The sequence below is a fragment of the Mesorhizobium sp. M0800 genome, assembly GCF_040320095.1.
GTDB lineage: Bacteria > Pseudomonadota > Alphaproteobacteria > Rhizobiales > Rhizobiaceae > Mesorhizobium.
In genome coordinates this window covers 166,116-189,681 of record NZ_JAMYOZ010000004.1, presented here as the reverse complement: position 1 = coordinate 189,681, position 23,566 = coordinate 166,116, and the positions used below count along the sequence as shown (strand labels likewise).

18 protein-coding genes and 1 pseudogene are annotated in these 23,566 nt (G+C 61.1%); 2 read left to right on the top strand and 17 right to left on the bottom strand.

Annotated features, from left to right (window positions below; all coding sequences use genetic code 11):
• Positions 1-125 precede the first annotated feature (125 nt).
• Positions 126-908 (bottom strand): helix-turn-helix domain-containing protein, encoded by a 783-nt coding sequence (locus NKI18_RS07460; RefSeq protein WP_352615981.1) that lies wholly within the window; start codon positions 906-908, stop codon positions 126-128.
• 225 nt (positions 909-1,133) lie between these two features.
• Positions 1,134-1,880 carry an SDR family oxidoreductase gene (locus NKI18_RS07455; protein WP_352615983.1) on the bottom strand — a complete coding sequence of 249 codons (747 nt, stop codon included), beginning with the start codon at positions 1,878-1,880 and terminating at the stop codon, positions 1,134-1,136.
• Positions 1,881-2,114: 234 nt separating this feature from the next.
• On the opposite strand from NKI18_RS07455, the gene NKI18_RS07450 reads away from it, so the two are divergent.
• Positions 2,115-2,879, top strand: coding sequence for an SDR family NAD(P)-dependent oxidoreductase (locus NKI18_RS07450; RefSeq protein ID WP_502900666.1), 765 nt, complete (start codon positions 2,115-2,117; stop codon positions 2,877-2,879).
• Positions 2,880-3,018: 139 nt separating this feature from the next.
• Here the strand turns inward: NKI18_RS07450 and NKI18_RS07445 are convergent, their stop codons facing one another.
• From NKI18_RS07445 to NKI18_RS07400, 10 genes are all read right to left on the bottom strand, one after another.
• Positions 3,019-5,919: an ATP-binding protein gene (locus NKI18_RS07445; RefSeq protein ID WP_352615987.1), complete on the bottom strand. Its 2,901-nt coding sequence runs from the start codon at positions 5,917-5,919 to the stop codon at positions 3,019-3,021.
• A 145-nt stretch (positions 5,920-6,064) separates the two neighbouring features.
• Entirely contained in the window at positions 6,065-6,490 is a 426-nt protein-coding gene (locus NKI18_RS07440) for an organic hydroperoxide resistance protein (protein WP_352615989.1), read from the bottom strand.
• A 49-nt stretch (positions 6,491-6,539) separates the two neighbouring features.
• A complete protein-coding gene (locus NKI18_RS07435) occupies positions 6,540-7,472 on the bottom strand; it encodes an acyltransferase domain-containing protein (RefSeq protein ID WP_353019251.1) in 933 nt (310 codons plus the stop codon).
• Complete coding sequence (gene mdcB, locus NKI18_RS07430; RefSeq protein WP_352615993.1) at positions 7,469-8,365, bottom strand: triphosphoribosyl-dephospho-CoA synthase MdcB; 897 nt, start codon at positions 8,363-8,365, stop codon at positions 7,469-7,471. Before mdcB ends, NKI18_RS07435 begins: the two co-directional genes overlap by 4 nt.
• Positions 8,341-9,018, bottom strand: a complete 678-nt coding sequence (mdcG, locus tag NKI18_RS07425) for a malonate decarboxylase holo-[acyl-carrier-protein] synthase (RefSeq protein ID WP_352615996.1) — start codon at positions 9,016-9,018, stop codon at positions 8,341-8,343. The genes mdcB and mdcG overlap by 25 nt, the downstream gene beginning before the upstream one ends.
• Complete coding sequence (gene mdcE / locus NKI18_RS07420) at positions 9,011-9,742, bottom strand: biotin-independent malonate decarboxylase subunit gamma (RefSeq protein WP_352615999.1); 732 nt, start codon at positions 9,740-9,742, stop codon at positions 9,011-9,013. Before mdcE ends, mdcG begins: the two co-directional genes overlap by 8 nt.
• Positions 9,729-10,658 carry a biotin-independent malonate decarboxylase subunit beta gene (locus NKI18_RS07415; protein ID WP_352616002.1) on the bottom strand — a complete coding sequence of 310 codons (930 nt, stop codon included), beginning with the start codon at positions 10,656-10,658 and terminating at the stop codon, positions 9,729-9,731. Before NKI18_RS07415 ends, mdcE begins: the two co-directional genes overlap by 14 nt.
• Positions 10,651-10,968 carry a malonate decarboxylase acyl carrier protein gene (gene mdcC, locus NKI18_RS07410; RefSeq protein WP_352616005.1) on the bottom strand — a complete coding sequence of 106 codons (318 nt, stop codon included), beginning with the start codon at positions 10,966-10,968 and terminating at the stop codon, positions 10,651-10,653. The genes NKI18_RS07415 and mdcC overlap by 8 nt, the downstream gene beginning before the upstream one ends.
• An 11-nt stretch (positions 10,969-10,979) precedes the next feature.
• A complete protein-coding gene (gene mdcA / locus NKI18_RS07405; protein WP_352616008.1) occupies positions 10,980-12,650 on the bottom strand; it encodes a malonate decarboxylase subunit alpha in 1,671 nt (556 codons plus the stop codon).
• 67 nt (positions 12,651-12,717) lie between these two features.
• Positions 12,718-13,503, bottom strand: coding sequence for an alpha/beta hydrolase (locus tag NKI18_RS07400; protein WP_352616011.1), 786 nt, complete (start codon positions 13,501-13,503; stop codon positions 12,718-12,720).
• Positions 13,504-14,189: 686 nt separating this feature from the next.
• On the opposite strand from NKI18_RS07400, the gene NKI18_RS07395 reads away from it, so the two are divergent.
• Entirely contained in the window at positions 14,190-15,146 is a 957-nt protein-coding gene (locus NKI18_RS07395) for an AEC family transporter (RefSeq protein WP_352616014.1), read from the top strand.
• A gap of 184 nt (positions 15,147-15,330) precedes the next feature.
• Here NKI18_RS07395 and NKI18_RS07390 read toward each other — a convergent pair.
• The 5 genes and pseudogenes from NKI18_RS07390 to NKI18_RS07370 all read right to left on the bottom strand — a co-directional run bounded on the left by NKI18_RS07390 (position 15,331) and on the right by NKI18_RS07370 (position 23,546).
• Positions 15,331-15,683, bottom strand: a pseudogene (locus NKI18_RS07390) (hypothetical protein).
• A 200-nt stretch (positions 15,684-15,883) separates the two neighbouring features.
• On the bottom strand, positions 15,884-18,676 hold the full coding sequence (locus tag NKI18_RS07385) for an ATP-binding protein (RefSeq protein WP_352616017.1): 2,793 nt from the start codon (positions 18,674-18,676) through the stop codon (positions 15,884-15,886).
• Between the two features lie 306 nt (positions 18,677-18,982).
• Positions 18,983-20,281 (bottom strand): MFS transporter, encoded by a 1,299-nt coding sequence (locus NKI18_RS07380; protein WP_352616020.1) that lies wholly within the window; start codon positions 20,279-20,281, stop codon positions 18,983-18,985.
• 396 nt (positions 20,282-20,677) lie between these two features.
• Positions 20,678-21,088 (bottom strand): type 2 periplasmic-binding domain-containing protein, encoded by a 411-nt coding sequence (locus NKI18_RS07375; protein ID WP_352616023.1) that lies wholly within the window; start codon positions 21,086-21,088, stop codon positions 20,678-20,680.
• An 82-nt stretch (positions 21,089-21,170) separates the two neighbouring features.
• The gene (locus NKI18_RS07370; RefSeq protein ID WP_352616026.1) at positions 21,171-23,546 is read right to left on the bottom strand and encodes an aminotransferase class III-fold pyridoxal phosphate-dependent enzyme; all 2,376 of its coding nucleotides are present in this window, start codon (positions 23,544-23,546) and stop codon (positions 21,171-21,173) included.
• Positions 23,547-23,566: the final 20 nt, after the last annotated feature.

Below are 23,566 nucleotides of genomic sequence, written 5' to 3'. Positions count from 1 at the left end.
CATATAGTTCGGCTGTCGGGCAAATCGCGCCTGGCCGGGCCTCAAGTGCGCAGCCTGGTCGTCAGTTTCTCTGCTCCTGGTACTTCCAAATCGGAAGCCCCACTTATCCTACGGACACTGCGCGTCTATTGAACGGGCTGATAGTTTGCAACCCGCCAACGGCCCGGCGTCGTTCCCTCCAGGCGCTTGAAGACAGTCGTGAAATGGGCTTGCGTCTGAAACCCAACGTCTAGGGCGACGTCGACCAGGGACTGTTCGTTTTGTAGAAGCAGTTCCTTGGCTCGCTCGATTCGCCGCCGCAAGATATAGTCGTGAGGACGCAGGCCCGTCGCTGCACGAAACCGCGCGGCAAAGTACATTCGGCTAAGGCCAGCTGTTTGAGCCAAGTCGGCAAGCGAGATGGCCTCGTTAATATGCTGGTCGATGTAAGCCGTCACGCGCTTTAACCGCCACTGCTGCAATCCATCGACAGGCTGGTTCTGCCCGTTTGAACGCAGACGAAGCCATCGGGCGGCGAGAGCAAGCCGGATGGCATCAGAATAAAGCCCATCCTCATCGTCGCTCTCGGAGCGGCGGAACTGCTCGAGTAACTGCTGCAAAACCGGGTCGGTCGAAATGGCATCCGAGGTCGCGGGCATGGCGAACTCTTGGACGTCCATTGCCCCATTGGAGGCACATGCGGACAGTGAGAGCACGACGTCCATGAAGGGCAGCTTTATTCTCACCGCAGAATCGCCAACGTGCACGCCAACACTCCTGCTCGCCCGGATGTGCGCAAAATGACTTGCCAGGCTGGATGCCTTTTGATCGGTTGCAAGGAGGCTGGCCGGAGCGGGCGGTGCCGAAACAAGTGGCTGCCTTAACTCGTGCTCGAAATATCGCGCAGTTTCGCCCAGCCTGTACATCATCCCCACTTTCTGCGGAGTTGTTGCTATCTGTATTCAGGCCTCAGCATCGACCCGTATCGATCAAGGCGCCAGTTTAACGTTGCAAAAGGCTGTAAAGCGCGTTTTGCGAATGCTGGATTCAACGAGCGGTATATCGGAGCCGCTGCTCCACCTTGCGGTGGCTCATACGATCGCGGACAACCCGAGCTTAATCGATCACTCAGATGTCAGCAGCAGGTTCTCAGTTCACGCCGGTCCGCCGCCGCTAACCATTAGATGTTGACCGCTGACGAAACCCGACAAATCACCGGCCAGGTATTCGGCAGCGTCTGCGACGTCCTCGACGGTACCCATCCGTTGCATCGGCCGGAATGACTTCACGAACTCACGGACTTCAGAACGCACGCCGTCTGTGAAAACGCCGGCTCCCTCGATGGCGGTTGGCAAGATCGAGTTAACCGCGACGCCGCGGTGGCCGAGCTCCTTGGCCAGCACCTGGACGAGAAACTGAGCTGCGATCTTACTCCCACCATACAGTGCGCGGCCAGGCAGGGGGAACGCTGTATTGCTCGTGCCTATGTAGATGATCCTGCCGTTGTCGGCGACGTGGCGCGCAGCCTGCTGAAGCGTAAAGAACGCGCCTTTGGCGTTTACCGCGAATAGCCGATCGAAGTCTGCCTCGGTGAAGTCGATGACGGATTGGGCGACCAGCTCGATACCCGCGTTGGCGACGACGATGTCGAGCCGCCCATAGGTGTCCAGCACCGTATCGAAGAGGTGTTTAATGTCATCGACGCGGGCGACATCCGCCTGGACGGCAATGGCCTTGCCTCCCGCGCTCACAATTTTTGCGACGGCGTCCTCGGCCAGCGCGCTGTTGTTCGCATAATTTACCACAACTCTTGCGCCGCGCGCGGCGTAGCGTTCCGCAATTGCGCGACCGATGCCGCGACCCGAGCCGGTTACCAGCGCGACTTTTTCCTGCAGGCTCATGGTGTTTCTCCCGTTGCTGCCAAATGCGAATATATGTACAGCTTTTGTATCAATCCAAAACGTATATATTGAAAAATACTGAAATCTCTTCGTCGTTATAAAGGTTGATTCTTTGGCAAATCGCTCTCTTCTTTGCCATTTTTTTCAAATATTTACTGGCGCCGCCATAACCATCGAAATTAGGCTCGCAGGGCAAAACGCTGGAACGGATCCGGCTCTCGATTGTGGAGGCGAATGATGCAACCTGAAAACAAAATTGCGCTTGTAACAGGAGGAAGCCGCGGTCTTGGCCGCAACACAGTGGTCAGCCTCGCGCACCGCGGTGTTGACAGCATCTTCACCTACAATTCGGCCCGGGCTGAAGCGGAAGCTGTAGCGGCAGAGGTTGCCGCGATCGGACGCAAGGCCATCGCCTTGCAGCTCGACGTCGGACAAGCGTCGACCTTCGATGCCTTCGCAGAGAAAGTTCGCGACACGCTGGTGAGGCTTGGCGCCCAACGCTTTGACTATCTCGTCAACAACGCCGGCATTTCGCATCACAATTCAGTGGAGAAGACGACCGAGGACGAACTGGACACGCTCTATCGGGTGAACTTCAAAGGTGTGTTCTTTCTCACCCAAAAACTGTTGCCGCTGATTAACGATGGTGGGCGGATCGTGAACCTTTCGAGCGGCCTCGCACGCATCATCATTCCCGGCAGCGCCCCATATGGTGCGCTCAAGGGAGCCATCGAGGTTCTCACCCGCTATCAGGCCAAGGAACTCGGTTCGCGCCGTATCGCCGTGAACGCAGTAGCGCCGGGGTCGATCCAGACGGATTTCAGCGGAGGCATGGTTCGTGACAACCCGGAACTCAACAAGCAGGTCGCCGGAATGACAGCATTCGGCCGAGCAGGAGTTCCCGACGATGTCGGGCCGATGATCGCTTCGCTGCTCTCCGACGACAATCGCTGGGTCACCGCGCAGGTCATCGAGGTATCCGGCGGTTTGGCGATCTAGCCACCGTCATCGATGGCGGGCGCCACGCCTACCATCGTTTGAAATGCTTCTCTACTGTCAGTCGACCGGCATTAGGAGCCGGCGTCCTTAACTTCCGCTTCTCGATCCGGCCTTGTGCGCCGCGCCGGATCGGGGACGATCATCGCAAAGATTCCAGTAGGCTCTTGGCATCCGCGAGATCAGTGGTGCCGGTTCTCTCCGAATGCGCCTCATAGATCGGGGTGAGTAGCGCGATTGCGTCGGCGGCGCGTTCCCGGCCTATTAATAGGCGCGCCAACGGAATCGCAGCTTTTAGTTCCCAGCCGATGGCTCCCTGTTCTCCCGCAAGCTTGATAGACACGAGGAAAGCCTGCTCGGCCGCCTCGACATCAGGGGAAGGTGCTTTCAGGTTGATCTCACCTTTTGTCCGATACAGATCGGGCAGCCAGAATTTTTGCCCCATTCGTTCCGCGGAAGAAGTAACCTCATCGATCATCGTTTGCGCCTCGCGATACTGGCCGCTTTGAGCGAGCCCGTCGGCCAGAGCCCTGGCTGCGCCTGGCACAACCATTTGAAACTGCTCCCGGTTAAGCATCTTGAGCGCTTCTTGCAGTGCGGCGATGCCTGCCAGAGGTTCTCCAACCATCACGAGCCATTCTCCTTTCAACGCCAAGGCAGCAGCTGCGTTTAACTTGAAGGGATGTGTCTCTACATGCGCTATCAAGCGGTCGATGTGGGTGCCCGACTCCCGGCTATTGCCGCTCCAGAGCAGAACCGCGACGCCGTTAGCAGCGGCCATGCTGTAGTTACTGTGCAGGGACGACAGCGCGGCGCCCTCCATGGCTTCCAGGACCAGCCTGCAAGCACGCGCGGGAGATCCCCTGAGCCAAAGGATGCGCGACAAAGCAAGTTCGGCACGCAAATGATGATCGTAGCCGAATAGACGGAACTCCGGGTGGCCGATCTCGGCCTCAAGCGCGAAGCCGCGCTCGCAATGTGTCATGGCGGCGGCCTGGTCGCCTCCGAGGTGGTAGGCTGCGGCGAGCATCCATTCGGCAATGACTCGGTCGCTGAGCGCTCCGATCCGCTCTGCGATGATGCCGCACCTCTTTGCAGCAGCCAACCCACCTTCGAAGTCACCGAGCGTCGTCAGGAAGCTATTAAGACCAGCCAAAAGACGAAATCGCGTCATTTCGCCGCCGTCAGCCTCTAATAGATTCGGTCCCGGCTCGATCGCGTCAGGAAATTCCTGCGCATCGTTTTGTGTGTTCTGGGCAGAATCTGCCGGTGCCTCCGGCAGTCGCAATTCGCGCCGAGGGAGTTCTTTGATTTCATCGCTCGCGCTCAATGCGAAACGCGACCAATGCCGACCTTCGGAAAGTAGCCAAAGCCCGAGAAATAGAGGTACAGCATCGGCTGCCAGCTCGACCGCTACAGCATGCGATTCCGGGTCTGAAAAGCTCCACTCGAGTGCCTTTCGGACATTGCTGATGTGTGGTGCATATGGTCGCATATCGGCATAGGCGCCATGTTCGAGCGCAACCCCCTTGAGCAGGCTGGCAAAGTAACGAGCGTGGCGCCGGGAAATAGGTTCAAGCTCTTCGACCTCCTGCAATTTCGTCGCTGCATATGCGCGGGTCACATCGGCAAGGCGATAGAAGACGACCTTACCTACCGGCTGGACCCAGACCATGGATTTGTCGACGAGGCTTGCTATCGACACCATTGTCGCCTTACCGTCATCCCCGGCCGAGCCAGCAACGGAGCACGCCGCTTCTATCGAGAAGAGTCCGACGAAGACGGAGAGGCGGGAGAGGACCCGCTGCTCGAGTTCTGCAAGCAGCTCGAAGCTCCAGTCGAGCATCGCTTCGAGCGTCTGGTGTCGTGGGACGACATTGCGCCGGCCGGCCAAGCGCAATTTCGCATTGCCGGCCAGAAGATTGGCGACGCCGCGGATGCCGTAAGTTCCGACTCGACTGGCTGCCAATTCGATTGCAAGCGCGATGCCATCGGTGCGGCGGCAGATCTCACCGACGACGGGCGCATCGCTGTCAGTTAACTCTCCGTGGAACCCGCTGTACGCTGCCCGATCCATGAAGAGTTGCACCGCCGGTGTCGCCAGCGCCTCGGGCGCTGTCGGAAACTCGTCGGCCGGATAGGCCAGAGGGCTCAAGAGATGGACGGTCTCTCCATCGACACGCAGTGATTCACGGGAAGTTACCAGCAGATGCACGCCTGGCGAGCGCTGAAAGAGCTCGCCGGCCAAGAGTGACGTCGGATCGACCAAATGCTCGCAACTGTCGAAGATGATCAGCACGCGTTTGTCCGCGAGGAAGGTCACCAGTTCGGTGACTGGATCCGCGCCTCCAATTGCACAGCCGACCGCCGCGATAACGGCCCCGGGAACCAGGCGGCCCTCGGTCATGGCGCCGAAATCGACAAATATGACGTTCGTGTCGTCGAATGCACTTTGCAGCCTCTGGACAATGGCCGCAGCCACTGTCGTCTTGCCGATGCCTCCCGGTCCGACGATGCTGATGAAACGGCGCGCCAAAAGGAGTTCGCTCAGGCTGGTGATGACGGCTTCCCGGCCGATCAGCGAACGAGGTGGCGGTGGCACACGGCCTGTGGATCGGGGTGCCAAAGACGCCGCCGGTGGAGGCGGCTGCGGATCCGGTTCGGTGGGTGCTATTGGAGCGACAAAACTATAGCCCCTGCCGGCGATATTCACGATGTATCGTGCCCCATCTCGCCCGTCACCTAGAGCCCGGCGAAGCGAAGCCATGTGGACCCTCACCCCCGCCTCGTCGACGACAACGTTTCGCCATACGAGTTCCAGCAACTCATGCCTGCTGACGATGTCGCCGGCACGGTCAATAAGGGCAATCAGCAAATCAAGGGCGCGCGAGCCGATCCGAACAGGCTCGCCATCCTGCAGGAGTAGCCGCTGCGCCCGATCCAGGCGAAAGCTGCCGAACGATATCGGAGCGTGCGCGCTAACTTCGACATGCGGCGGGACAAGCAAGACCTTGTCCGTCCGGGCCATCGCTTGACCTGTCATCGCTCCCCGCCCTGCGCCGCAGTTAGACTAGCATTTTGAAGGGAACGAAAGACCTGTCTGAAAGCAACTGACATTCGGCCCGAGAAAAAAGTCGGTCTGACGTGCGACTTGCCGAAGGCTATCATCACCTGTTCCTGGCCGATCGTCATATGGCAATCACTGCCTTCGCGACATCGACGTTTCCTCGGACGGCATTGGAATAGGGGCAAATGGCGTCGGCATTTCTCACCAACTCGTCGGCTGTCGTTTGATCGACGCCGGACACGGTGACGGCGAGAGAGGCGTGCAGCACGAAGGCATCGGCTTCGTTGCGGCTGAGGCCGATTTCAGCGACGACGATCACGTCGCCGTCGGCGAAGCGATGCCCCGACTGCCGAGCAACACGCAACAGCGCGTTTTCAAAACACGCCGCATAACCGCCGGCAAAGAGCTGTTCGGGATTGGTGGCGCCGCCCATGCCACCCAGTTCCTTGGGGATGGCTAGTTTGAGATTGAGAATGCCGTCCTCGCTGCGGATCGTTCCCTTGCGGCCGCCCGTTGCGGTTACCTTGGTCGAGTAGAGAATAGTCATGCGTTATCTCCCTTCATGAGCGGTTCGGTCCCGCATCTGTGCCGGATGCTTAGGACGACACTTCCATCCACCGGCGCAGGCCAGCTACGGAGCGGAAATCGGCGGCGCTGCGCGCTGGTATGTCGGGCTCGAACTCGGTCATCATCCGCGACAGCGCGTTGCCAGGTCCGAGTTCGAGCACGCGGGCGGGACGGGAGGCGCGACAAGCATCCATGCAGGCCGTCCAATCGATGGTTGTCGAGACCTGAGCCGCGAGCTTGACGAGACCATCGGCGACGCTGCGAATAGGCACCCCGTCGATACCGCTGACCAGTCGGACATCGCTCGGCAAACGGACGTCCGTGAAGGTTTCGCTCACCAGCCTGCCGAGCCGCTCGCTCACGGCTTTGAGAGCCGGTGTGTGGGATGCGACGTGGATCGGCAGCACCGTCGCGCGGGTGGCGCCACGCGCCGTGGCGTCCGCGAGCGCCAGCCGGAGGCCCGCCGCGCGTCCGCCGACGATGAGGTGCAGCGGACCGTTGACGATGGCGACGTCGAGCCCATGGGCGCGACAAATTCCGTCGACCACATCGCGCGGCAAGCCGATAATGGCGGCAAGTCCGGAAGGCTCGTGCGTAGCCTCGTCCATGAGGGCGGCGCGGCACGCCACGACGTCGAAGGCGCTCGATACGTCCATCACGCCGGCGACCGACCAGGCCGGCACTTCGCCGGCACTGTAGCCGGCGATTGTAAGCGGGCGCGGAGCTGACGAGCCGACCGCCGCCCATACGGCGAGCGCCGCCGCGCAGCAAAGCACCTGCGCAACGTCGTTGCGGTGAATGATGTCGCCGCCCTGGTGGGCAAGGTCGCGCGGATCGCGGCCGCCAAGCGTCCCGGTGGCGAACTCGAAAACGGCGGCCGCCGCCGGCTCGGAGGCGACGAGATCGAACATGGCCGCGCTCTGACTGCCTTGGCCCGAGCACAATATCGCGATGCCGCTCACGGCGCATTCTCGACGTGATCGAGGAAGACCGTGACGGCCAGCATATCGGCCGATCCACCCGGGCTGAGGCGCCGCGCCACAAATGCGCGGTGCACGGCCATGGCATGGGCAAGCCAGTCCGTCCGGCCGACGCCTCCGGCGAGAAGGAAGTCGCATGCCGCGCGGCGTGCGTCCCGCAGCCCTTCCGTCCCGCCGCGGTGGAGCAGGTTGGTGTCCTCCATCACCGCCAGCAATGCGAAGAAGGCATGCACCCGCGCCGCCTCTTCGTCGCCAGTGAGCACCCGTCCGGCCAGCATCGCCGGAAGGCCGATGGTCCGCGCGTGCGGAAAGCCGGCAGCCGCCTCCGCGCGCGCACCGCCGGCGCCAAAGCGCCGCAGCGCGCCGCTGCCGTGGCTGTTCAGCGGGATCGGGCGGCGCGTGATTTCTCGACCCCAGCGCTCTCCGACTATCCGCGTCAGCCGCTTTGCCGAAAGACGGAGTCGCTCGGCGCATGCCGCACCGGCTGCCGCGCAGAGCAGGCCCAGCGCGAAGATTGCGCCGCGATGGGTGTTCACCCCTCCGGTGGCAGCGAGCATGGCGTCTTCTGCGAGCGCACCTATTCGCCGCAACTCCGCCATATCGGCGCCCGCCCCGCCGGCTGCGGCAAGCTCGGCATAGAAGGGTCGAATGACGTTTATGCTGCTCAGGAAGGTACCATAGTCCATGTCGTCATGGCTGCCGTTGTCGAGCGGGCTGACGAGGCCGGGCTTCGGCCAGGTGTCAAGTTCGGCGAGCAGCGCATCTGCCGCCATGCCGCCGAACCGATCGGCGTCGACAGGTGCGAGCGGTGCCCGCCCGTGCGCCGGGTCGCGCTTCGGTAAAGTCGCGGTCACACGAAGAGATGTCGTGCGCATCTAAATTCCGCTCCGTGCATCGATTTGATCAGGACTGTGCCGCCAGGGCGGGTCAGTGCGTTGCGCAGTTCGCGCCAGTTCGCGCCTTCGCCTGTGCTCAGGATGATCTCGCCGTCGAGTCGGGCCGGGCCTGCGGCGTCGAGCGTGGCGAGACCGTCAAGCAGTTCATCCAGGTCGTCTCGGCGTGATACCGGCCAGATGAGGTCGATGTCCGAGCCGGCCCGCAGATAGGTAAGCCCTGTCAGATGCTGCCAAAGCAGCGCGCCGAAGACGAACGGCCGTAACCCCAGCCGCATCGCGAGAGCGTCAGCAGCTTCCAGCTGTGGGCGCAGGTGCGCGGGGGCCGACCGCGTTGCCTCGGCCACGGAATGCGCCGCGACACTTGCCGCCACGTGCTTGGGAGCGATGAAAAAGCCCAGCCTCAGCTTGCCGAGTGTGGGCGGCAGCGGGAGGCCGATGGCGATCGCGCTCTCGTCGTCACCTACGGCGCCCCGCCGCACGATCACCGGCAAGCCGCGTTCGGCCCAGCCTTCGACCAACGGCCGGGGCTCATCGGCCAGACGGTCGAGGCTGCCGGCAGCGAGGAGCATCTCCCTCCACGCCCCTGGCTCTACGCGCAGCAGATCGTGGCGGCGATAGGCATTGTTAGACATAGTCGTCACCGGACGCTTGGTGTGCCACGCGCCGCGCGATCTGCGCGGCGACAGCGCGCCCACCACGTTCGGCGCCGAGCACGTCTCGCTTATCGAGTTCGGGGACAGCCGCTAGCGTCGCCTCGAGTTGATCGGCGAGCGATTTCGCGGGATCCCAAATCTGCGCGATTGCGCCGACGGCGCTCATAAAGGCAAGGCCGGGTGCGAAAACCGGGGTGGTTTGCGACAGCTCTTTCAGCTTCTCCTCCGGCAGCTTGGTCACGCGCGCCATGGAGGGCAGGTCCATCACCGCTGGCGCGGCGTCTGGAAGCGCGACAAGGACGTCGGTGGCTAGCGCAGTAGCGAGGAACGCGCCGGCGACGGCCTTGCCGTAATTCAACCCGACGGTGGCATGGCCGCTGCGGCTCGCCAGCAGCAGGCATTTCGCCAGGTGGGCGAGATACTCGTTGAGGCCGAGCATCTCGTCGCGGCGGGACATGAGTTGGCCCTGCGTGTCGACAATGACGAGGATCGGTGTCTTGCTGCCGGTCGCGACGATGTCGAGCACGCGTCGGGCCAGCGGCAGCACGCCCTCGATCCCCAATGCCTCGCCGTCGGCGATGCCGACCACCTCGACCGTGCCACCATTGGCCCGCTTTCCCGTGCCAAGGATCAGATGATCGGGCCGGGGATCGATGTCGTGGCCCTTGGGGAAGAGGCTTGAGAGGATCTCATCGAGCGTCATAAGCACCTCCTCTCAGGTCTTTGACGATCTCCGCAAAGGCCGCGTCATCCAAGTTCCGTATGGTTTGCGGTTCGGCAATGCCGAGCGCTACCCACATCTCGACCGCGGAGTTGCACGCACCAAGGCGCTCTATCCGGTCAGTGAGCCGTCGTTGCTCGGCGCGCAGGGTCGCGAGATCGAAAGGCGGCGCTCGGTCGATCAATGCGAGCACGGCGTCGCGGAAGCCCGCCACAGTGTCCCCGGCATATGCGTCGGCGCCCCCGAGCAGGCGGCGATTGCGTCCTCCGGTCACGCTCCAAACCAGCGCTTTGTCCTGCGAGTCGAATTCCTCGACGCCTTTGTTGGTCTCGATCACCTCCGGGCCTGACACGCCGGTGCGCCCTTGTTCCGAAATGGCGATCCGCGAGCACGTGGCGGCGGTGAGGCCCGCGCCGCCGAAGGCGCCCGCTCTCCCGCCGACGAGGGCGATGACAGTCACGCCGTAGCCGCGCGCCTCGACGATGGCGCGCATCACTTCGGCCACTGCGAGCTCGCCGGCATTGGCTTCCTGTAATCGCACTCCGCCGCTGTCGAGCAGCAAGAGGACGATGCGCGGCAGCTTCGCATCGTCGCGTGCGGCGCGTAGCAGGCCTACGAGTTTGGCCCCGCTCACCTCGGCGAAGGTACCGCCCATGAACTGGCCTTCCTGTGCCGCGACAAGAACGGCACGTCTCCCGAGCCAGCCGCGCCCGACAACCATGCCGTCATCGAAGGCGGCGGGTAGGTCGAACAAGGCGAGATGGGGGCTCTGCACGCGTTCCGTCGGCGGCAGGAACTCCGTGAAGCTGCCCGGATCGAGCAGCCCCGCGAGACGCTCGCGCGCGGTCGAGAGGAACCAGCTTGCGGTATCGGCAGAGGGATGCCTCGGGTCAGTCATGGCCAGCCTCCATGGTCCGCACGCCCTGCAACAGCCGCAGCATCACCGTGTCGGGTCGGGCGCCGCTGTCATTGATGGAGATGCGCAGGCCGCCCGGCGAGGCGCGCTCGACAAAGTCGGCGACGACGGCCCTCCAGACATCGTCATAACCGCGCACCGGGGTGCCGATTTCGACGGTGCATTCAGTATCGGCAAGCGTGCGTTCCAGCAGCACCTCGAGATTGCCGGAGGCGACGACGCCGACGAGAGCGCTGCCGACAGTGCCGGCGGCTGGACTGCGGGTTTTGTGGTGGACTTTGAGGATTTCCATGTGCCGCCTCCTCACCAATTGCGGAACTTGGCCGGCGGATCGTAGAGATTGCCCGACCAGTGCATGAGCTCCTTGATAGAGCGCGCGGCGAGCAGGCTCTTGTTGGCCTCGAGCGGATCGATTCCAAGGTCTTCCGGCCGCTGGATGACCTTGCGGGCGCGCAGATCCTCCACAGCCTTACGGTCGCGGGCACGGCCGACATCGGTATAGCCGGCGACGCCGCGGATCGCCTGCTCGCGCTCATATGCTGTGCGGCAGAGCAGAAGGTTGGCGATGCCCTCTTCTGTAACGATGTGGCTGACGTCGTCGCCATAGATCATCACCGGTGGAAGCGCGAGATCGAGCGACTTGGCCAGTTCGACACTGTCGAGGCTCTCAACGAAGGTGGGGTCGAGCTTGTCGCCGAAGGTCTCGACGATCTGCACCACCAGCTTTCGCCCGCGCGGCAGGCTCGTCGCCTCCCCGGCTGCTTCACGGCCCGCCTTCAACCAGGCCTCGCTGGCATGGCGCCGTCCATGCGGGTCCGAGCCCATGTTGGGCGCTCCGCCGAAGCCGGCGATGCGGTCGCGGGTGAAGGTCGAGGAGTTGCCCTGAAGATCGATCTGCAGAGTCGAGCCGATGAACAAGTCGGTCGCGTAAAGCCCGGCCGACTGGCAGTACATGCGGTTGGACGCCATCGAACCGTCGCGGCCAATGAAGAAGATGTCCGGTCGCGCCTTCATATAATCGTCCATGCCGACTTCCGAGCCGAAGCTGTGCACCTGTTCGACCCAGCCCGACTCTATGGCGGGAATGAGGGTGGGGTGCGGGTTGAGGGCGAAGTGCGTGGCGATCTTGCCTTTAAGCCCAAGCCGCTCGGCATAGGTCGGCAGGATCAGCTCGATAGCGGCGGTGTTGAAGCCGATGCCATGGTTCAGCCGCTTCACGCCGTAGGGCGCGTAGATGCCCTTGATCGCCAGCATGGCGCCGAGGATTTGATTTTCGGTGATCTGTGCCGGGTCGCGGGTGAACAGCGGCTCGACATAGAAGGCCTCGGGCGTCACCACCACGAAGTCGACCCGGTCGCCCGGCACGTCGACGCGCGGCACCTTGTCGACCAGCTGGTTCACCTGCGCGATGACGATTCCCTGCTTGAAGGCGGTCGCCTCAATGACAACGGGCGAGTCCTCGGTGTTCGGACCCATATAGAGATTGCCGTCGCGATCCGCGCTACGCGCCACGGTAAGCGCGACATGCGGGGTAAGATCGATGAAATAGCGCGAGAACAGCTCGAGATAGGTGTGAACGGCGCCGAGTTCGATCTTGCCAGCCTTGAGTGCGCGCGCGATCGCCGCTCCCTGCGGGCCGGAATAGGAGAAGTCGAGCCTCTTCGCGATGCCGGCCTCGAACAGGTCGAGATGCTCGGCCAGCACCACGCCCGACTGCACGATGTGCAGGTCCTTCACCACCGAGGGGTCGACTTCAGCGAGCCGGGCGGCGAGGAAGTCGGCCTGCTTCTGGTTATCGCCTTCGAGGCAGACCCGGTCGCCCGGCCGTGTCACCGCCTCCAGCAGCTTCGTCGTATCTCCGGGTGCGACCTGCTTGCCACGGGCATAGGCGCTGGCGGCGGCAATGCGCTGCTCGCGTGACCGACGTGATGCGTCCCAGATTCTGGTCGACGAGATGTTCGAAAGGACAGTCATGGACGGACCTCGTGCACTGAAAGAAAGCCGTCGCATGCTGGCGCTGTGCGACGGCTTCGGTCTGCGTTCAGTTCGTCTTCTCTCCGACTTTCCGAGCGGCCTCCACGATCACATCGGCAACGCGCTCTGGATGGGATTCGTAGACCGAATGGCTGGCGCCTTTGACGACGATGAAAGGCGCCTTGGCGCGTTCATAATAGAAGCGTTCGAGGTCGGGATTGATGATCTGGTCGTTGCCGGCGACGATGCCCCAACTCGGCTTGGTCTTCCAGGCAGCCGCAGTCAGCGGCGTGTTGAATACCTCGGCCTTGGCCAGCACCTGCGAGCGGGCAGCGAACTCGGCTTGTTCGCGAGGGAGGTCAGGGGCGAACAGCTTCGGGAACAGTTCCGGATCCAGATAGGTATAGCCGTCCGGTGTCGCTTTGATCGCCCCTTCGGTCTTGGCCAGCACGCTCGGCATCTTCTTGCCAAGTTCGCCCTCGTCCTCGCCCACGTCCGGAGCGTGGGCGGCAACATAGACGAGGCCGGCCACCTTTGGATGCACCCCCGCCTCGGTGACGATCGAGCCGCCGTAGGAGTGGCCTACCAGGATGGCCGAGCCTTCCTGCATGTCGAGCACGCGCTTTGCTGCGGCGACGTCATCCTGGAACGACGTTTCGGGTTCTTGGACCATCGATACACGGAAACCCTTCTTCACCAGAATGTCATAGATCGGTTTCCAGCCGGACCCATCGACCCAGGCACCATGCACCAGGACAATGTTCTTGATGGGTTCGGCCATCGCCGCAGCGGGGGCGATCAGGGCAAGAGAAGACGCAAGTAAGGCGGCGGAACAGATACGGCGAAATGGCATGGCAGCACCTCGGCGGTTGGGTTGACGTTCAGAAAATGACGTTTCAGAAAATCGTGAACGATCAGATGCTGGCATGCATATGAACCGAGCGCGCGTTAAGATGAGTAAATAATCGCAAGCCAACAATCGGAAGGCTTGCTCAGTGCTCCAAAGCAGAAACTGCGCCCTTTGTATCGTCGGTTCACCTATCAGAATCGTCGAGGCTCGCCGACGATCTAATCCGTCTCAGCCCGGTACCGAGAGACGCATTGGCCGAGCGCTCTGCCATCGGCCCTCAACAACACTTTCCAACAATTTACGCGCGGCAAGCGCGAGCCTGTGCAAGCCTGAGCTTCTGATGACGAACCGATATCGCCGTGACGCTGAGGACTCACCCAAATGCGGTCGCCGAACAGCGCTTTACTTAATGTCGACAGTGCCAGTCGCGGATCCGGGCCAAACGGCGGAACCCACGACTGGCACTGTGGCGCGCAGGCCGCCCCACACTGCGCGCGATCGCAGATAGCGGATGCCCTCACCGCCATCCTTTTCCAAGCCGAAGCAATCCGGTTGGGAAATGCGGTTGCAAGCTCGGCTGGGGCCGAGCTGGATCTGTCGGTCCGACACATCATAAAGAGTGCAAAACGCGTGTGGAGCATCCTGGGCGATACCCACGAGGCGAATTGCATCTGCAGGACGCCTCCGACATGACGGCCAATACAATCCTTCCTGCACTTGTCCCGATCTTTTTCGTGATTCTTGTTGGCTACGGCGCCGGTAGGCTCCGCATCGTCGAAAACCACCATGTGGACGGCCTCAATGCATTCGTGATGAACTTCGCCCTGCCTGCCTCGCTGTTCGTGGCGACCGCATCCGCACCGCGAAGCGAGATGCTCGAGCAAGTGCCACTTTTCCTAACGCTCGGTTTCGTGATGCTGCTCATTCATCTTGCATGGTATTTTTTTGTCCGTGCTTCCTCGGACGTTTCGAAGGCGGACGCGGCCCTTCAGGCCCTGACTGTATCTTTCCCGAATTTGGCCGGCGTTGGCCTTCCCGTAGCGGCTGCCGTTATCGGACCAGGTGGCACAGTCCCCATCGCTGTCGCGCTTGCCGCTGGCTCGATCATCGTGAGCCCCATGTCTTTGATTTTCGTCGAACTGAATTCCAGGAAACAGAAGGAAGAAATCGCGACTGGCCCCGCAGGACAGGTTCGGAAGGCATTCCTCGGCTCAGTGACGAAACCCGTCGTTCTGGCTCCCGCAGTCGGCATTCTGTATTGCCTCGCCGGATTGGAGCTGCCCTCTCTCGCCAAGGCGAGCCTTATGCTCATCGGAGTCGCCGCCCCCAGTGTGGCGCTGTTCCTGACAGGTCTCATTCTCTCGTCGCAACCGTTTCGCTTGAATTGGAGCGTATTTGCTGCAACAGGGCTTGCCGATATCGGCCGACCCATCTTGACTGCCGTGGTCGTGTTTGCGTTGCCGATATCGACCGAGACGGCGAACATAGCCATTCTGATCTCCGCGATGCCGTCGGGTTTCTTCGGCATTCTCTTTGCCGTGGACTATCGCCTGGACTCAGCGGCAACCGGCTCGATGGTCATAGCGAGCACCCTTTTCAGCATCGTCACGCTGACAACAGTCATAACGTTGCTTTTTCCGCTTTAGGCGATCTGCATCTCTCTTCGCCCTATCTCATGGCCATCGCGCCTGCGATCAAATGTTCGATCCTGCGCTGTCTGTCACAGGCGGCTATTCTCATCCTTGCGACGGTCCGCCTCCCGACAGCGCGACGGTCAGCTGCCGATAGCTGTCAGATGGCTTCTGGCACCAGCACGCGACTAGCGGATGTTCAAGTCGGCGCAGGGTCGGTGAGGAAGGGCATGATATCTACGCCGTCTCCCGGAAGACGGTGAAATGCGCGTGGGTCTCGAACAGGCGGGCGGCAGTCTCGATGGTATCGGCCTCGATGACAATGTAGCCACAGAAAGGGTTCACGGCGTCGGCGATGCCGTCCTTTGTAACGCGCGTCGTCCTGCCGACCATACCGCCGCGATCAGAGAAGAATGCGGCATTTCTCTCCTCCCAGTCCGCCCACTGCTGCATCCCAACGGCATCAATCGCATCCTGCTCTGGCTTAGGCAGGCTCCGAAAGCGAGCAAGGTCTTCGGGCTTCATGGTGTAGACGGCAAGATAGCGGGGCATGCGGCGGTCTTCCTGCTGACAGAAGTCGTGCCAGCCTAGACTCCTGGGCGGCCCAAGTCACTGCGCACCACCACCCCTCTAATCCCTGCTCAAAGGTCGGTGTAAACAATCGCCCGCTTGGGCTGGGGTCTTCAGCCGATTGTCGCGCCATCTTAACCTCGAGACCGCATTGCAAGCCGTCGAACTGGGGTAATTTTCAACTATTTCAGAGATGCCAGAATGCGTTCGGCATCCACGAGGTCCCTTGTGCCGGTTCTCTCCGAAAATTCCTCGAAGATCGGTTGCAGAATGCCTAACGCCTCCGCGCTGCGTTCGCTGTCTATCAACAGCCGGGCCAATGGAACGGCGGCTTTCAATTGCCAACCGACGGCAGCCTGAGCTGTCGCAAGCTTGATGGATCTTCGCAAGGCCGTTTCCGCTGCATCGATATCCGGGCAAGGCGCTTTGAGGGCAATCTCGGCTTGCGTCCGGTAAAGAGAAGGTACCCACAGCCTTTGGCCCATTTCTTCGGCCGAAGAAATCGCCTCGGCGATGGATGCACGAGCTTCGTCATGTTCGCCACAATGGACGAGTGCCGCCGCCAAGGCGCGGGACGCTGGGGGAATGACCAGGCGAAATGGGTCTAGGTGAAGTATGCGGAGGGCTTGTCGCAGCACGTCTACGGCAGCCGCAGCCTCTCCCGTCATCAGGAGCCATTCTCCTTTCAGCGCCCATGCCGCAGCCGCGGTGCTCCTCAAAGAATGTTTCTCAGTATGAGCAATCACCCGCTCGATGTACTCTCGTGAGTTCTGCGTATCGCCACCCCAAAGCAGGATAGGAATAGAGGCAACGGCGGCAATGCTGTAATTACCCGGGAGACTAGACCCCTCTGCTTCGTTCATGAGTCTGAGCGCCATCCCGTTGGCGGTCTTGGGGAAGCCCCGGAGCCATAGGCAGCGTGCCAGCGCGATTTCGGCGCGCAGATGATGATCATATCCGAAGATATTGACGTCGACACGCCCAACAGTGGCTTCGAGCTTGAAACCGCGTCGACAGTGCTCAACGGCCGCTGCCTGATCGCCGGCGAGATGGTAGGCGGTGCCGACCATCCACTCAGAAATTACTTTTTCGGCAAGCGATCCATTGCGCGTTGCAAGAACCATGCATCGTCTGGCTGCGTCCAAACCACCGTCGAAATCACCGAGCCTGCTCAAGAAGACGCTGAGACCGGCTAGTAGACGAATCTGCGGCACCCCACTTTCATCCGCCTGGGAAAGATCCAGTCCGCGTTCTATGGCTTCACGAACTTCTTGCGGATTGCCTTGTGTATGCATTGATGAAATCGCCAGGGCTTCTTGCAGGCGCACCTCCTGTTGGGATCCGCGGCTGTAACCTTCAATTATGCCCAGCGCCAGATGGGACCAATGGCGGCATTCGGCGAGCAGCCAGAGACCAATAAACAACGGAGATGAATCCGCGGCAAGTTCGATGCCGATGGCATAAGATTCCTTGTCGGAAAAACTCCACTCCAGCGCCTTGCGCACATTGCCGATATGCAGCGCATGACGCTCTATGTTGGCGTATAAGCCTGGCTTGAGCGCAACCGCCTTGAACAGATTCGCGAAATAGCGGGCGTGGCGCCGGGAAATCTGCTCAGGGTCTCCGATTTCCCTGAGCTTGGTAGCCGCATAGGCACGCGTCGTGTGAGGAAGACGGTAAAAGACAGCATTGTCTACCGGATGCACCCAAACCAGGCTTTTATCAACCAGGCTCCCCACCGTCGGCGCCACCGCCGCCCTGTCGTGGTCATCCGAAATTGAACGCGCGGCGTCCATTGTAAAAAAGCCTACAAAAGCGGAAAGGCGGGCCAGGACGATCTGCTCGTTCTCGGTGAGCAGATTGAAGCTCCAGTCGAGCATCGTTTCGAGCGTTTGATGCCGCGGAGCGGCGTTTCGCCGTCCAGGCAAATGCAGTTCCACATTACTCGCAAGCAAGTCTGCCACGCCACGGATGCCATAGGCGCCGACGCGGCTGCCAGCCATCTCAATCGCCAGCGCAATGCCATCGGTCCGCCGACATATCTCGGCTACCACCGGCGCGTCGATGTCGGTCAGTCCGCCTTCAAATCCACTCGCGATCGCCCGATCCATGAAGAGCTGCACGGCTGCCGTCGACAACGCCTCCGCTGCGGTCGGAAGCTCGTTGTCGGGAACCGGAAGGGGGCTCAGCAGGTGAACGGTCTCTCCCTCGGCACGCAACGATTCCCGAGAGGTCGCCAGCAGATGCAGACCTGGGGCACCACGAACGAGCTGCTCCGCCAGGAAAGCCGTCGCATCGATCAGGTGCTCGCAGTTGTCGAAGACAACCAGCATGCGCTTGTCGCGGACGTAGGATAGAAGCTCTTCGACAAGGTCGGTGCCTTCGAGTTTACACCCCAACGCCGAGATGACGGCTCCTGGCACCACGCCGGTTTCCGAGACCGCTCCAAGGTCGACAAAGGCAATGTTGTCATCTGCGAATTCTGATTGCATGCGCAACGCGATCGCGGCCGCTACCGTCGTTTTGCCAATGCCTGCCGATCCGACAATGCTGACAAAACGGCGCTCCAGAAGGAGTTCGCTCAAGCTGTCGATAACGGCCTCGCGGCCAATGAGCGAACGGGGCGGCGGCGGCGCATGGCCAAGCGACCTGGACGCTTGAGCCGGTACCGCCGGAGGCGCCGCATCCATGTCGTCTCGCACAATCGGGGCGACGAAGCTGTAGCCGCGGCCCGCGACATTGATGATATACCGCGCTCCGTCCTGGCCGTCCTCAAGGGCCCGGCGCAGCGCTGCCATGTGGACCCTGACGCCCGCTTCATCGACGACCACGCCTTGCCATACGAGATCAAGCAACTCGTGCCGGCTGACGATGTCGCCGGCACGCTCAACCAGGGCGATCAAGAGATCCAGCGCACGGGATCCGATCCGCACCGGCTCGCCATTCCGCAACAGCAGCCGGCGGGCAATATCCAAGCGGAAGCTGCCGAACGACACAATGGCGCCCGATGAACGCGAACCAGACGCGCGGTTAAAGCTTGGCAAGATCGTTTAGCATAGGCCGCCGGAAGCGTCCCTCCCTGGCTATGTTGAATAAACGGGTTAGCCGAAATCCAATAAACGATGCCATGGAAAGCAGCCAGATTCAATGAGGCTCCGAAAGAGCTGAACACCGCCGCAAACTGCTGGAGGGAATGCTGGACCGGCAACCTCCTGCGGGCTCGCGCCCTCATGAAATCGGAGGCGGCAGAATGATCTGCAGTTCCACAAACCGGCGCTGGCCTACCCACCCATCGCTCTCAACCCTTTGCGTACCGAAGGCCAGATCACGACAAAGGAAAGCAGCGCCGCGCCCAGGCTCACCGTCGCCATGGCCGGTTGCATGTTCGCCTCGTCGCCGAAGACATGTTCGGCCACCAATGGCACGAGCGTCGGCCCGAGGCCGATGCCGAGCAGCGCCGTAATGGTGAGAGAAAGCGCAATCGTTGTGGCGCGCATCTCGTTCGGCACGTTTTCCTGCATGACGACGTGCCCAATCACATAGCCGCTTATCGAACCAAAGGCCCAGATGGCGAAGGAGAGCGTCATCTGCTGCTCAGTAGCGGCGAAAAACGTCGTTGAGGCTCCTGCGATCGCCAACGTGCAGCATCCAAGAAGCGGGACGATGCGGGCAGCCAGGCCCCAGCGCCGCACGATCCAGTCCGAGAGCGCGCCGCCGGCAAGCGATGCAACGACCCCGCTGGTCGTGATCGACAACGCGATAAGGCCGCCCGCCTCAAGTGGGGTCATACCATGCGTGCGCTGCAGGAGTGTCGGCAACCAGGAGAGGAAAGCGTAGTTGCCGATCCCGAGCGCCCCTTTGCTCAGACACAACCTGAGCACTGCGCCGTTGTCGGCACCCAGTTGGCGGAGCACCCCCCCGAGTGGCAGCAGACCCGAGAGGTGCCGCCGCTGCGGCTCGCGGATGAGCAGAAGCAGCGGCAGCAGCAACAGACCCGGCATCCCAACCAGCACGAACATCTGCCGCCACGGCGCCAGCGGCCCGATCAACGCAATCGGCTCAAGCGAGGCGAAAGCCAGCACTAGACCCCCAACGAACATCGCGACGCCTGTGCCGAACGTGGCGCCGAGCGAAAATATACCGAGCGCAATGCCGCGCCGTCGGGAAGAAAAGCTATCGAAGATCAGCGCCGAAGCTGCCGGGACCAGCGCCGCCTCGCCGAGGCCCACCGCGACCCTGGCGGCAAAAAAGCTCCAGAAGTCGCCAGCCAACCCGCAGGCAATCGTCGCTACAGACCAGAGCGCAATGCCGGTCATGATTACATTGCGGCGGTTAGCCCAATCGGCGAGCCGGCCGCACGGTAAACCTGCCAGCGCGAAGATCACGGCAAATCCGGCGCCCTGCAGCAGACTGACCTCAAAGTCCGTCAAAATCAGATCTGCTCGGATAGGATCGACCACGAGATTGATTACAAGTCGGTCGGTGAAGGAAATCAGCAAGGCAAGGCACAGAACGATGACCGTGTACCAACTGGCAGCCGTAGAAATATTCTGCACCGTATTAGGCCTGTCATCGTCCAATAGAGTGTTCCCCACAGCACCCTCGCCCATCCTTAAACCCTCGCGCAAAAAGCAACCTGTGGCAAATGCATCGCAATCCGCGAACGAATCGGCACAAATCAATTCTTGGCAGTCGGAGCGGCAGCGGGGATTGGGGCTTTAGCCCCTCAAACCGATTGATCAACTTCACTAAGCACCCGACGTAGCCATTGATGTCCTGGTCGGCATCGTGTCGTGTGTGCCAAGTCTGCGCCACTCGGAATGTAGGAATATCCAGTGGCGGCGGAAAAAGCTGGAGCGGTAGCCGCCAGACCAACGGTGCGAAGAGGCGACGGGGTTCCGTTGCCACGAGGTCGGAGGCATCGACCAGCATCGGCGCCATCGAGAAGTGGCCGACCTTCACGACGACATTCCTCTTCAATCCTTTCTCGGTGAGCCAGCATCGACATAGCCGCTCGGATTGCCCGTCATCGAAACCTGAAGATGGCGAAGCTGCGGGAAGTTGCCTGCGATGAGTTCGATTGCGCCGTCGTCCAGCATCGGCAAACCGACGCTGCGACTCGTGTTGCGGATCACCAGAGAAACGTCTGGTGCTTCGCGATCGAGCCGTGCGGTCAGACGCGGTAGCAGCACGAAAGTGGCAAAATCGGAGAGACCGACCACGAATTGCCGAGTGCTTTCGGTCGGATCGAACGAGCGCCCGCCAAGCAGGACGCCCTCAACCTGTTCAAGAATCGACCGCACACTGCGCTCGCTTTGAAGCAGTTGCTCGGCCGCAACCGTGGACGCTCCGCCTCGAGCGGTGCATAAACAAATTGTCATCAGCATAGCGCGAGGTTCGAGGGACTTAGTGCAAGTTCGCTAAGGGCCTTCAGCACAAGAAATTATGACAGGTGCGCTACTGATACCGTCATCGCTGCGCTCTCAAGCCGTCGTCAAAAGCGCTGATGAAAACGTCCACTTCTTTACGCGACCAGATCAGTGGTGGACGGAGCTTGAGGGTGTTGGGCGTCCCTTTGCCGATGAGGATGTTCCGGGCAAGCATGTCTTCTATAAGGCGATCGGTTTGCTGAATTGCCGGTTCTTTGGTGAGACGATCGGTCACCAGTTCGACGCCGGTCATCATCCCACGGCCGCGTATGTCGCCGATGATTTCGTGGCGCTCAGCCAGGCGGCGCAGCTCATGCCGCAGATACTCACCTGTCTCGGCGCTTCGCCTTACCAAGTCTTCTCGCTCGATGACATCAAGCACGGCCATGCCGGCCGCGCATGCGACGGTATTGCCGCCAAAGGTGCTGAACAGAAGCGGATATGTGCCATTGAGAAACCGCTTCATGAGGGCCGAGCTGAGAATAACAACGCCGAGAGGGTGGCCGTTTCCGACCGGTTTGCCCATCGTTATGAAGTCGACATTGTCGTCCTTTAGCCCGTTTGCCCTGAACCCCCAGAATGTTCCCATGCGGCCGCAGCCGGCCTGTACCTCGTCCGCAATGACGAAGCCGCCCGCGGAGCGAACCTTCTCCGCAACGAGATTGAAATAGCTTTCAGGCGCCTGCAAAACCCCGCTCGAGCACAAGGCGGTGTCGACCATGAATGCTGCGGGCCTGTGGCCTCTTTCGCGCAAGGTGGCTATCGCCCTGTCGGCGTCTGCTGCGTACCTTTCAGCGGCTTGCGGGTCGCTGGCGTAAGGCCCCCTGTACATATCCGGTGCCATCAAGGCTTCAATCCGTTTGGGATGCTCTTCTGCAGGAAGATGACGCCAGCTTTCATTGGAGAGCGCCGTCGTCAGTTCGGTGCATCCATGGTAGGCCTGATCGATGATCAAGCCGCCATCATGTTTGCTGAGCGACATGGCTATCTGCATCGCCAGGTCGTTGGCTTCGCTGCCCGAATTCACGAAGATGCAGGTGTCGAGGTGTTCGGGCAGGTCGGCAGTCAGACGCGCTGCATACTCGACGGTCACGTCGCATATGTAGCGCGTATTGGTGTTCAGCGCGTTGGCCTGGCGGTAGATCGCTTTCGCCACATGCGGATGGCAATGACCAATCTGGGGGACGTTGTTGTAGACATCCAGATAGGCGGTGCCATCGGCGGCATACATCCAGGCGCCGTCAGCGCGTGTGATGTGCAGCGGCTTCTTGTAAAAATGCCATATCGGTCCCAGGTGCGCTTCTCGCTCATGCCTGAGCAAGTCATAGTCATCTGCGAGGCGCTCGCCATTGTTACCCATAGCGCCATAGACCGGAAACCGGCATGCCTGACGAAGCCTGCGGACCGCCTGCGCGCGCCCCTGACCGCTCAGCAACGTCATCATTCGAGGATAGTGACTGGCGTCCTGGATATGGCGGATCCCGGATTCATCCGTGGCTTCTCTCGCTTCCAGGATGACAGTGGCCATCGCGAGACGCAGGAGCATTGCATCGAAAATGAGATCAATCTCATTTTCTTCGAGCGGGTACGTCGAATCGAAGCCTGATGTCACGTCGCAAAGGTAAGCGATCGGATCGTCATCATATTTTGAGAATGTTTCGGAGGCGGTCACAATGTCCGCGACAATCGAATTATAGCCCATATCGCCGAAGTCGATGATACCCACCGGTAACGCACTATTCCGGGGATCGATAAGGATATTGCCGCCATGCGAATCCTGATGCACGACTTGCCGGCGCGTCTTCAGCAATCGGGGAAGGGTAAAGCGCTCAGCGCGATCGAAGATTTCCGCGCACAACTGCCGAAGCTTTACGTCAGAAACCTTTTCTATCTGCGGGCGCAAGGCCAAGGGGCGCGAAATGTCCCAGAGATGCACATTGCTGCAGGCATAGGGGTCAAAGAAATCCCTCAGCGCATGGGCAAGCCGCCCAACCATCGCGCCGATATTGTAGCGGGTCTCGGCGGAAAACGCTTCCTCAACCTGCTCCATGACTTCCCCCGAAAGGAAAGTGAGAACACGGATCATATGCCGGTTTCCGCGCCCGTCCTCGATCCATTCATAGGCAGAGCCCTCTAGGGAGGGAATGACGCGGGGCACGGGAAGAGCCGGATCCCGCTCAAAGACATGGTTGAGCGCCTTGACCTGCATATCGACGACGCCTGCAGGTTCGCTTGCATTCGATATCTTGACGACGACGGTTCGACCGTCGACGCCTTCAATCCGCCAGGATAGATCGCGCTCGGAAGCCAGTTGTTTGTATGGGCCTTCAATCCCGTAACGGCTTGCGATGACGCGCCTTGCCGCTTCCAGCGAAAAATTGGGAAGATTGCGAAGCAGCAGAGCATCTGTGCTCATTCCAAACCCCTTAAGCCAAC